The sequence below is a fragment of the Nonomuraea marmarensis genome (assembly GCF_043197025.1).
GTDB classification, from domain to species: Bacteria; Actinomycetota; Actinomycetes; order Streptosporangiales; family Streptosporangiaceae; genus Nonomuraea; species Nonomuraea marmarensis.
Genome location: NZ_JBICRM010000011.1, coordinates 185,946 through 198,550, shown reverse-complemented (window position 1 = coordinate 198,550; position 12,605 = coordinate 185,946). Strand labels below are relative to the sequence as shown.

At 66.5% G+C, this 12,605-nt stretch carries 15 protein-coding genes; 4 read left to right on the top strand and 11 right to left on the bottom strand.

Annotation, left to right across the window (positions count from 1 at the left end):
* Positions 1–25: 25 nt before the first annotated feature.
* The 6 genes from ACFLIM_RS20545 to ACFLIM_RS20520 form a co-directional block, all read right to left on the bottom strand.
* Positions 26–376, bottom strand: coding sequence for a hypothetical protein (locus ACFLIM_RS20545; RefSeq protein WP_393167686.1), 351 nt, complete (start codon positions 374–376; stop codon positions 26–28).
* 68 nt (positions 377–444) lie between these two features.
* On the bottom strand, positions 445–1,068 hold the full coding sequence (locus tag ACFLIM_RS20540; RefSeq protein ID WP_393167684.1) for a GntR family transcriptional regulator: 624 nt from the start codon (positions 1,066–1,068) through the stop codon (positions 445–447).
* Positions 1,065–1,925 carry a DMT family transporter gene (locus tag ACFLIM_RS20535; RefSeq protein ID WP_393167682.1) on the bottom strand — a complete coding sequence of 287 codons (861 nt, stop codon included), beginning with the start codon at positions 1,923–1,925 and terminating at the stop codon, positions 1,065–1,067. Before ACFLIM_RS20535 ends, ACFLIM_RS20540 begins: the two co-directional genes overlap by 4 nt.
* A gap of 19 nt (positions 1,926–1,944) precedes the next feature.
* Positions 1,945–2,235, bottom strand: a complete 291-nt coding sequence (locus ACFLIM_RS20530; RefSeq protein ID WP_393167680.1) for a hypothetical protein — start codon at positions 2,233–2,235, stop codon at positions 1,945–1,947.
* Positions 2,236–2,432: 197 nt separating this feature from the next.
* A complete protein-coding gene (locus tag ACFLIM_RS20525; protein WP_393167837.1) occupies positions 2,433–2,798 on the bottom strand; it encodes an MmcQ/YjbR family DNA-binding protein in 366 nt (121 codons plus the stop codon).
* A 209-nt stretch (positions 2,799–3,007) separates the two neighbouring features.
* The gene (locus tag ACFLIM_RS20520; protein WP_393167678.1) at positions 3,008–3,427 is read right to left on the bottom strand and encodes a VOC family protein; all 420 of its coding nucleotides are present in this window, start codon (positions 3,425–3,427) and stop codon (positions 3,008–3,010) included.
* A gap of 211 nt (positions 3,428–3,638) precedes the next feature.
* Here ACFLIM_RS20520 and ACFLIM_RS20515 point away from each other — a divergent pair, with 211 nt between their 5' ends.
* Together ACFLIM_RS20515 and ACFLIM_RS20510 are read left to right on the top strand one after the other, a co-directional pair.
* Positions 3,639–4,994 (top strand): MATE family efflux transporter, encoded by a 1,356-nt coding sequence (locus tag ACFLIM_RS20515; protein WP_393167676.1) that lies wholly within the window; start codon positions 3,639–3,641, stop codon positions 4,992–4,994.
* A gap of 342 nt (positions 4,995–5,336) precedes the next feature.
* Positions 5,337–6,542 carry a phosphatidylinositol-specific phospholipase C1-like protein gene (locus ACFLIM_RS20510; RefSeq protein WP_393167675.1) on the top strand — a complete coding sequence of 402 codons (1,206 nt, stop codon included), beginning with the start codon at positions 5,337–5,339 and terminating at the stop codon, positions 6,540–6,542.
* A gap of 77 nt (positions 6,543–6,619) precedes the next feature.
* Here the strand turns inward: ACFLIM_RS20510 and ACFLIM_RS20505 are convergent, their stop codons facing one another.
* Together ACFLIM_RS20505 and ACFLIM_RS20500 are read right to left on the bottom strand one after the other, a co-directional pair.
* A complete protein-coding gene (locus ACFLIM_RS20505) occupies positions 6,620–7,096 on the bottom strand; it encodes a hypothetical protein (RefSeq protein ID WP_393167673.1) in 477 nt (158 codons plus the stop codon).
* Positions 7,097–7,103: 7 nt separating this feature from the next.
* A complete protein-coding gene (locus tag ACFLIM_RS20500) occupies positions 7,104–8,345 on the bottom strand; it encodes a helix-turn-helix domain-containing protein (protein ID WP_393167671.1) in 1,242 nt (413 codons plus the stop codon).
* Between the two features lie 216 nt (positions 8,346–8,561).
* On the opposite strand from ACFLIM_RS20500, the gene ACFLIM_RS20495 reads away from it, so the two are divergent.
* Together ACFLIM_RS20495 and ACFLIM_RS20490 are read left to right on the top strand one after the other, a co-directional pair.
* On the top strand, positions 8,562–8,777 hold the full coding sequence (locus tag ACFLIM_RS20495; protein WP_393167669.1) for a hypothetical protein: 216 nt from the start codon (positions 8,562–8,564) through the stop codon (positions 8,775–8,777).
* A gap of 11 nt (positions 8,778–8,788) precedes the next feature.
* Positions 8,789–8,986, top strand: a complete 198-nt coding sequence (locus ACFLIM_RS20490; RefSeq protein WP_393167667.1) for a hypothetical protein — start codon at positions 8,789–8,791, stop codon at positions 8,984–8,986.
* Positions 8,987–9,231: 245 nt separating this feature from the next.
* Here ACFLIM_RS20490 and ACFLIM_RS20485 read toward each other — a convergent pair whose 3' ends face one another.
* From ACFLIM_RS20485 to ACFLIM_RS20475, 3 genes are all read right to left on the bottom strand, one after another.
* A complete protein-coding gene (locus tag ACFLIM_RS20485) occupies positions 9,232–9,561 on the bottom strand; it encodes a hypothetical protein (RefSeq protein WP_393167666.1) in 330 nt (109 codons plus the stop codon).
* Positions 9,562–9,779: 218 nt separating this feature from the next.
* Positions 9,780–10,907 carry a helix-turn-helix domain-containing protein gene (locus tag ACFLIM_RS20480; RefSeq protein WP_393167664.1) on the bottom strand — a complete coding sequence of 376 codons (1,128 nt, stop codon included), beginning with the start codon at positions 10,905–10,907 and terminating at the stop codon, positions 9,780–9,782.
* Between the two features lie 684 nt (positions 10,908–11,591).
* Complete coding sequence (locus ACFLIM_RS20475) at positions 11,592–12,524, bottom strand: GNAT family N-acetyltransferase (RefSeq protein WP_393167662.1); 933 nt, start codon at positions 12,522–12,524, stop codon at positions 11,592–11,594.
* Between the last annotated feature and the right edge of the window lie 81 nt (positions 12,525–12,605).

The window sequence follows — 12,605 nt, the reverse complement described above, 5'->3', positions numbered from 1 at the left end:
GCCAGGTTGCCGCTTTATGAACCCGCTAGTCATACTCCAGATCCGGCAATGCGGACGGCGGATCCGGGCTGCGCCAGACGACCACAACCCCGTCATGCGTGGAGTCGGCGGCCAGGGTAAGCCGATCAAGGTCGAAGTCGGGCAGATAGCGCAGACGGGCGAGAAACGTGGCATCCGTGGCCGAACGCGGCACGACGCAACCTTCACCGTCACGGTCGAGCAGGATGTAGAGAACGTCTTCCCCGGATTCGGTCACGACACGGACCTCCACCACGTCCTCCCATGCGAGGGCCTCGACGCTACCGTCCGCGTAGTGACGGGTGACGCCCTCTTCCGTGACATACACGTAGGAGTCCGGCATCGCGTTGCCGTGCATGGGCGCGATTCTTGCGAGTTCCAGGGCAGTCCCGCAAGGGTTCGCGCGCAATGGTGCGCGGGGGTGACTCAGGAAGTGCCCCACGAGTGGCTGAGATGCGCAACCACCGCCGCCCGAGCCGCGTCTTCCGGCCCGTCGGCGATCGCGTCGAGCAGCTCGCGGTGCTCGCGTACCAGCACGTCCCGGTCCTTGTAGACGTCCCGCAGCCGGACGAGCCCGAGCCTGGTCTCGGCGGCCAGCACGGCGTAGAGCCGCTCAAGACGCGGGCTGCCGACGGCCTCGATCAGTGCCTGGTGCAGCGCCATGTGCTCGGCCACGGCCGCGGACCACGGCACCCCGGCGGGCAACGCGGCCATCCGGTGCAGGGCGGCCTCCGCCCCGGGCACCCTCCGCCCGGCCACGGCCTGCGCCATGAGGTCTTCCAGGGGACGGCGCACGTACATGAGATCGTTCAGGTCCGAGATCGTCACCTCGGGGACATAGGCGCTGCGGTTGCGCTCGCGTCTGAGCAATCCCTCGTGGACCAGCATCGCCAGCGCCTCCCGCACGGTCGGCCGGGCGACGCCGTACGACGCGGCGATCTCCTGCTCGGGCAGCGAGGTGCCGGGCTCGATCTCGCCGGAGAGCACCCTGCCGCGCAGGGCGTCGGCGAGCGCGCCGACGGTGGAGACGGGTCTGAGCGGCAACGTCACGGCAGCGACTCTAGCTCCCTTTCCGGTACGGCCACCGCCAGCAGACTGAGCGCCAGCAGGACGAGCCCCGCGATCGAGACCGGGGCCAGCCGTTCGCCGAGCACCACCAGGCCGAGCAGCGCCGCGACCGCCGGTTCCGCCAGCGCCAGGGTGGCGGCGGTGGCCACCGGGGTGGTGCGCAGGCCCCGGCCGTACAGGAAATAGGACAGGGCGGTGGTGCCGAGCCCGAGATAGAGCACGGCGACCAGCCCGCGCGGCTCGCCGATCCACCCGACCCCGCTCACCACCAGAACCGGCGCCATAATCACCGCCGCCCCGCCGAACAACACCCCCATCACCGCATTGGACTCGGCCCCCTGACCGATCGCCCTGGCCGCCGTGACCGCGTAGAAGGCGTACAGCAGCCCGCCGAGCAGCGCCAGCAACACCCCGGACACCACCTCCCCACCCGCCTGGGCGCCACCACCCACGATCAGCGCCGCGCACCCGCAGATCGCCGCCGTGGTCGCCACGGTCCACCGCCCGCTCGGCCGGCGGCCGTGCAGCACCCAGGAGAGCAACCCCGTGAAGACCGGCCCGCTGCCGATGGCCACCACGGTGCCGATGGCGACACCGGTGCGGCCGACGGCGGCGAAGAAGCACAGCTGGTAGGCGGCCACCGCGACGGCGGCCAGCAACAACCCCGGCCTGATCGCCTTCTTGACGCCCACCCCGGCGAAGATCGCGAGCACCGTGCCCCCGACGACCAGCCGGGCGGCGGCCAGCGCCACGGAGTCGGCGGAGACGAGCAACCCCGCCGTGCCGGCCGTACCCCAGAGCACGGAAGCGCCGACCACGGCGAGGGGTCCATTTCTCATGAGCGCCATTGTCTTACAATCAGACAATATCCGCCAGTAGCTGGTCGATCAGCCGCGCAGCCGGGGCCGCCACCTCCCCCGCGTAGTCGTCCAGCACAACCAGGCCGTCATGGATGCTCGGCACGCTCTTGCGCGGCAGTTCGAGCAGCGTCTCGTCCTCGGCCGTGATCGCCCCTTCCACGTGGAAGGCGTCGCCGGAGACGATGATGGACACCTCGAACCGGACCTCACGCCCGTCGGGCAGTGTGAACGTGGCGCCGACGCGGGCTCCGGCGGGCGGCAGGAAATACGAGAAACGCTCGCTTCTCACGAAGGGATGATGTAACTCCGCGAGGATCTCCGACGCCCGACTGAGGGTCGCCAGCAGGCCGGCCGCGGCCAGACTCTCGCTGTCCACCCGAAAAGGGTAGATCAGCGGGCCGGTAGGTGGCCAGGTGCAACCGGCACCTGCCGAGCTGTGCGTGACGTCCACGTCTCAGCTCATGACCTGGCCGAAGTGAAATGCGCCTATAGCGCCTGTTGTCCGATTTGATGAGCCGCCTCGAAGTCGGCCACCAACTGCTTGGGCGCGGTCAGACACCACGCCTCGGCCACCAACTCGAACAACTCATCAGGGTCGATCCTGTCGAGATGCACCACCACCCACCCGAACCGCCCGGCCGTGAACTGCACCTCGAACACCTCGGGCCGCTCGGTCACCAGCGCGATCTGCTCCTCGATCGTGGCCTTGAGCCCGACGGTCTCGGTCGCCTCCCACAGATAACCGAACCCCTTGTCGCGCACCTTGAGCCCGATCCACTCCCCACCATGACTCATCCGGACCTCGGGCAGCTCGTCCAGCAACTCGAGGAACTCATCGACGCTCACACCCATGCCCGCCTGTTTACCAGACCCGACCGACACTTCCTCGATTGAGCAGTCGCGGCGGCGTTCGTGGGATTGGAGCTGTACGAAGGTGTGGACGCCGGCGGGGCTGGCCAGGCCATGGACGCGCTGGAGGAACTGGCCGAACTGGTGGCTGCCCTGGAGGACATGGGCCCGCTGGTACGCCGTGCCGTGCGGGCGAGGCTGCGCCGGAGGGCTCACTCGTAGTAACGGACCTCCAGGACGTTGCCATCCGGATCGGGGAAGAAAATCGTCTCGGGCGCGATGCCCTGGGCCCCGAAGGAATTCGTGCCGGTCCCCGTGATCTCCACCCCGTGCTGCTTCAGCCTGACCTGGAGCGCGTCGAAATCCTCCCTGCTCACGGCCAGGCACAAATGATTAATCGGGTGCCCGGCGGTGCCACTCACTCCGGTGCCCTCGTCCACGCCCCGCGAAGCGTCGTACGCCATCAGGTCGAGGATCGTCTCGGACGAGATCCGCACGCTCGGAAAGGCCGCCTGCCCGTGCCGGAACTCCTCGGCCCGCACCCCGGGCAGACCGATCACCTGCTCGTAGAAATGCAAGGAGCTGAGCTGGTCGGAAACCCAGCAGACGAGATGATCAAGACGTACGTCCATGAAACCTCCGCTCCTGTCCAATATCTGCTGCCCGAATCTCCCTGTCCACCTGCCCGACCGGACCCCGATTCACCTCTACCACCAGATAATGGACGGGCCGGATGACAGCGAAGTAAACAATCCCAGTTCACCCCAGATGCCGCACCACGGCTGGCATGATAAAATATGATATATCACCCGGCGACTCCCTGAGCGTCGGGATTCTTGGTTTATGTCACTCACCCACCATCGAACTCTCCTCACCGCCGCGATCCCGATCTTCCTGTCCTCGGTCGCCTACCAGTTATCGGGCCTCGTCGGCACCGCGCTCCTCGGGCACCAGGCCACCACCGCACTGGCCGCCTATGCGGTGTCGGTGGCCGTGCTGAATCCGGCGTTCGCCGCGGTGTCCGGCGCGCTTCGCGGAATGGCGCCGTTCATCGCCCCTCATCGAGAGCATCCGGCCGAGGCCATCCCGATCCTGCGGGACGCGCGGTGGCTGACCCTCGCCATCGGGTCGCTCGCCGCGGGAGTCGTCATGTGCATCCCCTTGATCGCCTCCCTCGGGGGCGCGCCGCGCGACGTCCTCGACGAGCTCGGCCTCTTCCCCATCCTATTGGTGGCGTACGTGCTGCTCTACGCCCTCGGCGGCGGCGCGAACGCAGTCCTGATCGCGCTGGGCCACAGCCGTCAGGTGCTCTGGGGCAGCGTGTCCAGCACCATCATCTCGATCACCTTGGTCATCGCACTCGTCCCACGGCTCGGACTGGCGGGAATGGGGATCGCGATGGTGGCCGCCGGAGCGACCGCCCTCACGATCTCCAACCTTCGGGTGCGACAGCTGGTCGGCGGACGCGTGGGACGGGGACGGCCACGAATCAAGGAGATCATGAAGCTGGCTCGCGTCGGCATTCCGTTGTCCGGCACGATTCTGATCAAGTTCGCCGTGCTCGGAGTGGTGACGTACGCGGCCGTCAGAACAGGCACGCGGGCAGCCGCCGCGCACGCCATCCTCTTCTCGATGCTGGGCCCCTTGATGTTCGTCTCACTCGCCGTGGCCCAGGCCTCCGTGCCTGAGGTGGCCAGAGCGGACGGCGGGCGAGCCGCGAGGCAGGTCTCCCGGGCGGCGCTCACAGTGGCCGTCGCGGGAGTGGCGATCGGCGCTCTGACCATATTCGTCTCCCGCGACTGGGTCGTCAGCCTGTACACCCAGGATGCGGGCGTCGGCGACGCGGTCCTCGGCCTGGTTCCGTTGCTGATCGTCATGGCAGTGGTCGACGGTACGCAGCTGATCATGGGTTTCGGGCTCGCGGGACTCAAGCGGTCAACGTGGAGCCTCGGGTCCGTCGCCCTGGCGTACGGCGTACTCGCGCTGGTGGCCGTACCGATCGCGCAGGCGTGGGGACTGTCAGGGCTCTGGGGCGCCCTGATCGTCAACTCGACGGCCCTGATCCTGCTGCAGACCATCGGCTTCTACCGCCACAGCGCGCCGCCGAAGCCCCCCTTAACCCAGGGTCTACACCTCACCCGAGGTCAGCACGACGGGCACACGACCCCGGTGCCGCGTTTCAGACCCCCACGACCTTGACCGTCTTTCCACATAGCTTGTTCAGATCGTCCTCATCGTGCCGGACGGGCCGCCGTCTGCCATCCGATGGGGACGATCAGCTCGATGTCCGGAGCTTGTCACCTGAAGTGATACCCCCTGAGGCCGACGGGGGCAGGTCACGCCGGTCCCACCGATGCCACAGTATCCGTTCGCGTCTCTCGCGCCGACGATCGGCCGAGGGGCGCCAAATCCCGGACGCAGAAGGGCGATGTGCCCAATTCGGACAAGATTCACATTCCTGGTGATCCCTCAGTGATCGGATGTCACTGGAGGTACATAGTGGTCTTCTAGCCTGCGGTGGTTGTCACCTCTGGAGGACCCATGACCCCCCTTGCCCGACTCTGCGCCTTGGTCGCCGCAGCCGTCGCCACGGTTGTCACGACCGCCGTCGTGCCGGCTGCCGTTTCGGCGCAGCCGACGTACCAGGCCGCAACACCGGCGAGTGCCACCGCGCCCGCCGGCAAGATCCGGATGAACCAGATCCAGTTCATGGGCGCCCACAACGCCTACCACCGTGAGATGCAGGGCGCCGAACTGGCCCAGGCGATCAAGATGGACCCGACCTACCCGTCGTGGGGCTTCTACTCGCACGCGTCCATCGCCGACCTTCTCGGCCGGCAGGACGTACGCGCCCTCGAACTGGACCTGCTGCCCGACCCCGACGGGGGCCTCTACCGGTATCCGCTCGTCCGCAAACTGGCCGGCCTGGGCCCGATCGACGACCCGGCCATGGCCGCACCCGGCATGAAGGTCGTGCACGTCGCCGACCTGGACTACAACTCCACCTGCCGGACCTTGGTGACCTGCCTCCAGCAAGTGAAGACCTGGTCACAGGACCACCCCCAGCACGTGCCGATCATCATGCAGCTGGAGCTCAAGCAGACCGACGACCGTTTGGAGCAGGGGGGCGGCGCGGTCAGCCCGCCGTGGACCAAGGCGCTGCTGGACGACCTCGACCGCGAGGTCCGCTCCGTCTTCTCCGAGTCGCAGCTGATCTCCGCCGACGACCTGCGCCGGCCCGGCCTGACGCTGGAGCAGTCGATCCTGAAGAACGGCTGGCCTACGCTCGACTGGGCGCGCGGCAAGGTGATGTTCTTCTTCGACAACGGCGGCCCCGGCGCGATCCGCGACATGTACCTCGACGGGCACCCCAGCCTCGAAGGCCGCGCGGTCTTCACCCGGGGCAACCCTGGCGACGCGGACGCGGCGATCACGATGGTGAACGACCCTCGCGGCGCCAACGAGGCGACCATCCGGGACCTGGTCAAGCGCGGCTACATCGTACGCACGCGCTCGGACGAGCCGCTGCAGACGGTTGTCGACGAGGAGTTCAGCCGGGTCAAGACCGCCCTGGCCAGCGGCGCGCAGATGGTGACGACGGACTTCCCGAGCGTCGGCATGGCCGCCCGGTACGACAGCGACTTCGTAGCCGAGCTTCCCGGCGGGCGCGTGGCGCGCTGCAACCCGGTGACCGCGCCGCGCAACTGCCACGACGACCAGCTGGAGCCCTCGACTTCCTCCCGATGAACGCACTCTGAGAGGCGGCCGTCCACAGGCGGACGGCTCATTGAGCCCCTGGCCAGGTGCCTAGAGCCTAGAGGTCCCTAATCTCGCTGGGCTCCTTCGGGCCAGATCACCCGGACAGGTACCTCCCGCTGCCGAGCCTCAGCCACCACGTCAGCAGTGCCGCCATACCCACGGGCAGGCTGACCGTCCCAGATGGCGAACAACACATCGGCGTCGTCAAGCATGCGCCTACTGGCAGCCATGTGTGACTCCGAGGTGGACTCGACGAAGTCCAGCCGATGTATCCGGACCGCACGGCTCAACAGCTCGTCGTAGCCCGCATGGAACTCACTCGGCAGGCCGTCTCGATACTCCTTGGCAGGGATCACCGCCTCCAGTTCTCCCCCGAGATCGAGCACGGCTTGGGCGAAGATCTGATCGGCTCCATCCGCCAGACAGGACAGCCCGGAAATCTCCGGAGAATACTCGGCGAGCGCCTCTCGTATCGCTTGGTCGATCAAGAGGGCGGTCTGACGTGGCAAGCCGCGATGGCCGGAGACGGCGATGCGGAGCATGATCCCCCTAGAGCAGAGTGGCCTGGAGACGTTCGTCGAATGATCGCAATGTGTCGGTCATCGGCCCGCCATAGCTCCGGCGGAACGTCTTGACCCGGTGCAGCACACGTTCCGAGCCATACGTCGCCCCCACCGTGAGGGCGTTGGACGCCAGATGCAGCGCCTCGTCATAGTGCCTGGACATGGCCTTTGCGGTCGCGATCTCGGTCATCAGCACGCCGCGCTGCTTCGCGCCAGGCTGGGCCGACGACAGCGACTCGTTGAACGCGGCAACAGCCTCCTCCGGGCGCTCAAGCCGTACCATCACCAGCGCGCGATAGCCCGCCAGCTTCGCGTGATCGAAGGGAAACACCCATGGCCAGGGCGGCGCGACGGCTCGCTCGTTGGCTCGTACCGCCGACTCGGCCGTCTGCAACGCCTGGAGGGCTGCGGCCTCGTCTCGTGCGGTCGCGTGCCCGAGCGCTTCGATGCTCGACAGCCACGCACGAGCGGTAGCCAGCGGTCGGTCCCCGATCTCTCTCCGCGCCCTGGCGATCAGACTCAGCCCCATGAACGGATCGTCGGCGTCGATCTCGAACCCGCCCAGGCTGCCGATCATGTAGGCCGCGAGCAGTGCATTGTCCGCTTGACGTGCACTGTCGATTGCCCGGCGATAGTAGAAGCGAGCCGAACCGGTGTCATGCATGTCGGCGTGCACCCACGCGGCGAAGCCTGCTGCCTCGCTCAGACCAGCACGAACATCATCAGCGTACGCTGATCGGGACGCGCGGCCGAGGATGCGGTTCGCGAGATCCACATGGGCCACGGCTCCCCGAGCGAGCTCACGCGCGGGCGTGGTGGCCTCCAAGCGGCGCTGGGCACCGGTGATCCTGATCAAGGTGGCAGCCGTGGTCTCGTCCACGTCCGGCCGCCTGGGCAGGGCCACGCCCGCGAGCGCGGTCAACGCCACGGCCTTACTGAAATCTCTGCGCTTCGTCGGATCGTCATCCCCTCGGGCACCGAACCGGAGTAGGTGAAGCGGCACTCCGACCCGGATGGATAGCTCCCGAACCTGATCCACGGTGAGCGGCTGGCGGCCACGGAGCACCTTGGACACCCAACTCTGGGAGTAGCCGACCGCCTCAGCGAGCTGAGCCTGCGTCCAGCCGTTCGCCCGCCGTACCTCTCCGAGAATGGTTGGAAGATCGCATGCGGCGAGTGCGGCGGCCACGGCGGGCGTAGACCAGAACTGCGGCGGTATCTGGGTCACAACGCTAGGTTAGGTCGCCGACCAGGCCCGAACCGATATTCGCGACGAGAATACCCTTAGCACCAGCACTGCTAGGGCGTTCACCTGCGGATTCGCCCCGGGCAACGCTTCCTCCATGAGCGCACTCCAACACCCGGCCCTGAACGACGCGGAACGGCCGCCGCTCTCGCGGCTGAGGGAATCGTCACCGATGTTCATCACGACTACGGAATGCCCATGGTGTCGGTCTGGGTGGGCCTGATCGTGTGGTGCGATCAGGGACTGTACTGGTGGCGCGCAGGTTGGAATCCCGACAGGAAACGGGTCATCTACGCCTGGCACCCCTCCGCCGAGCCTGCTCGCGCCGCCCACCGGGTCGCTCTCCGCTACGCCGAACTGCGTACCTCGCACCCGCTCTCGACACTCATCGCCGGAGCGCAGCCGTGCCCGTGACTCAGCGACAGGTGATCAACGCATTCCCGGAGTGGCAGATCTACGAAATGGCCGGCGGCTGGGCCGCCATCCGCGTCAATCTGGTGCCCAAGGACAGCGGACTCTCCAACGTGCGTTGTGGAGAAACTCTGAACGAGCTGATCAGGCATCTGAAGGCCGAGAGCCAGTTCCAGACCAACTTGCCAAAGCGTCTCCGAGGGGTGGCCTGAAGCCCTAAGACCCGACCGGTGACGTGATCGGCTTCTCCGCGTCAGCGCACCCACCGGGCCATGCGCCAGTCCGCTGGAAAGGTGGCGGTCCAGGTGCCGGATGGACCGCCGTCTGCCATCCGATGGGGCAATCAGCTCGAACCGTTGACCGCCTCATCCCCTCGCCTGGGAGATTGCTGGGCTGCACGTGTCCCCGGCACGCGATCCAGCTCAGGCAATGGAATCGTCCATCAGCCGGCTACTGGTCAAGGGAATGCACCGAAATGGCGGCGGATATAGGAATCGAAGGTAGAACCAGAACACGGCAGGCGCATTCCAGTCGCGACGAGGGAATCCACAATGTTTCCAGCGGCCACTGCGTTGAGCTTCCCCTGATCACAGGCTCGGGCGAGCAGCCAGATGGTGCCGTGAACTTCCAGGCCATGCGCCCGTCCCACCGCCACGGCTTCTCGATCATCCGTGATGGCGACTCCAGGTGTCAGTTCGGCTGCGGAGAATACACTGGCCTCGCCTAGATTCCGCTCAGAAGAGCCGATGCGCCGCGCCCACTTCACGAAACACTTGATCTCATCCATCGAGTCCAGCCTCGCCACGCCAAGCCAATCCGCGTCCAAGACCGCGTGGAGAGCCGAATGCATCTCAGCTCCGGTACGCACTTCCTCCCTCACCACGTGGGTGGTAAGGCACGTGGCATCCACGAGGAGGTCTCGCAGCACATCCAAACGTTCTGCTCGAGCAAAGTGATTGAGGCACATCGCATCGAAGACGAGGACACGGCCGGGTCCCGAGTCGCTCAAGGCTCCAGCTCCGCTTCGTCACGTACGGGCAGATCGGCTGCCACGAGTTGCCCACGCATGAGTTCGACAGCGCGAGACGTCGTTACGAGCGCTTTCTTGAAGGCCTCCACCACCGCATGCGCATAGCTTGGCGGCACCCGAACGTGTTCGAGGTCGGGCTGCGGTGCCCAGCCGACCGCTTCCATCAACTCCGCTCTCGTGGGATTGCGCTGCCGCATCTCTCTGGCGGTGTCCTTGTCAACGACACCCGCCTCGACTGCTTGCCGGATCGTCAAGGACCATGAAGTCCGATACCGGGCAGCGAGAACGACCAAGTCCTCTCTTCGCAGCGCAGCGTCAACGCCATCGATTGCTTGAATTGCTCGTATCGGAAGGAGAAGTTCCACCGCGAAGGCGTCGACGATCGCTTCTCTCTCGTCACGAGAAGCATGGACTCCCATGTCGGTGGAGTACGCGTCGCCGATGATCAGATGTCCCAGCTCATGAGCAGCAGTCGCCCGGCGGCGGCCGGGATCGCCCCGCTTGCTGACGACGGCGACGGCAAGGTCGTCTTCGATCAGCGATGCGCCTTCGCCTGGCACATCCACAACCGCGATCAGTTGTCCCAGACGTTCGCACACCCTCATGAGCGAGTCGATCGGCTCATCGTTCAAACCGACTCGCGCTCTCACCCACCAAGCCGCACGGCGGGCATCCGACACGTCCTGAATCGGATCCGGGTATCGCTCGATGGCAGGCGCGCAGAGTGTTCCGATCTCAATGAGCTGCCTGATGTCGCTCAGCCACGTGGCCAGAGCCACTTCCAACGAGTAGGACTGCCGGGCGGCTTCGGTAACCCCATCGTCCACCATTTCGGTACGCCTCGACACGACAAGCGGCGGCGGACTGAGAAAGTAGGTCAGCGGAACATCCAGCGCTGCCGAGAGTCTTGAGAGTTCCAGGGCATCTATCCGGCGAATGCCTCGCTCGATCTTCGCAATCATCGTCCGATCGAGGTTCAGGACCGCTGCGAGCTGCTCCTGTGACATATCGGCCGCGATGCGACACTCGCGTACGCGCTCGCCGACATCTGCCCACTCCCCGCGGTCGCTCATAGTGCGATAATCGCACACCTCGTCAGTCAACGCGAGTCAGTACGGCCAAGCCTAGGCAATCGTTACCCCGTTAGGCTTTGGCCGGATATGAGCCCGCCGATCCGCCCCTCACCTCGGGCGAAGCAAACAAAGACAGCACCATACATGGCGCTGACCGCCAAGGCCCAGCGTGTGGGACGGGTGTGTGCCTGGACAATGGCGACCCCAGCTGACGCGGTGAGCAGACGCGAATGTGGCGGCGCTCGATTGGAGATCAGGCCTCGCCGGACGTCAACCCAACGGGACAGACAACTCCAGTGCCGCCGATGCCGCAGTAGCCGTTCGGAACTTTGTACTGCTGGTGGTAGCGGTTCGTTCGGCGCAGCAATTCGCTGCCAGCCGGGAGCAGGGAGCACATGCCTGTGGTAGGGGAAGCACTTACAGTGACGGTATGGAGTGCGGAAAAACGGGAGACGCCGTCCACGAAACCTTCCTCTACAACGAACTCCAGCTGCCTCGCCATCTGGCGGCTCTCGTCGGCGCACTCCGGGGGCCATCCGATCTCGCCGTGCACCACGACGCTTACCTCACCTATCCCCGTCATGGGCACTCGGGTTAGGCTGCAACGGCGTGATCTTGTACGACATTGGACCGCTCGTCGCCGCTTTCAACAAATGCGACGACAACCATGTCCGGTGCGCACGTTTCCTGGCTCGGTACAAAGAGGAGCAGCCTCTAGGGCTGGAGGTCGTTGGAGAGGTTGATCCGGATCTCCGTGTTGCGGTATCCGGCGCGCCCGAACGCGGCAACCATCGGCGCGTTACCCACATCGGTGGTGGCGGTGACTCGTAGCTCTCCGTTAGCCGCGTGGGCGCGGGTGATCTCGGCGAGCACCTCGTCCACGTAGCCGCGCCCCCGGAACTCCGGGACCACCCCGAGATATCCGACGTTCACGTTGTACGGCGTCGCCGAGGGGATCGCCATGCCCGCCACCTCGCCCTCGTGCGTATAGGCGATCCGCCACCACTCCCGCTTGCCCGGCGCCCTGAGATAGAAGTCCATCTCTTCGCGCGCGGTCGCGTCCACGCCCTTGGCCGCCAGGTTCGCACGGGTCTGGGCGTCCAGGCTGCCCTCGGCGATTCTCGTGAACACCGCCAGGAACTCCTCATCCGACGCCTCGGCGAACCGCAGCACACCGGTCGCCGGGGGCACCCCGTCGGCCGGTGCCCACTCGAACTGCAGCCGCTCCACTTCCCGGGTGAGACCCGCCGCTTGTGCTGCCGCCCGCCGCCATCCCACGGCCACCGAGGTGGCCGGATCGTCGCGCCAGCCGCCGGCCGCCTTGATCGCGTACTGCACCGGCTGCGGGAATCCGGCCAGCGCGGCCGTGATCAGCTCGGCGGCGATGGCGGTGCGATCACCCATGGCGGGATCCACGTCGAGGCAGTCGAGCGCGACCGGGTGCGCGCTGCCCCTCGGTCCCCACCACAGCGCCCGTCCCACGACCCGGTCGCCGACCTCGGCGATCCACGTCCATTCCGGCCGGTACATGTCCTCGGCCAGTTCCGCGAGGTAACGGTCGGCGGGGATCCAGCCGACGGGCTCGGTCACGATCCACGCGGTCACGCGGTCGAGGTCGGCGGGGACGGTGGCGCGGTAGGAGATCACCAAAGTACAATAGCCCGCCTTTTATCACCACCTGAGCCGAGTGTCCGGTGACGGCTGCGCCGTTCGGGCCGTTCCTTGAAG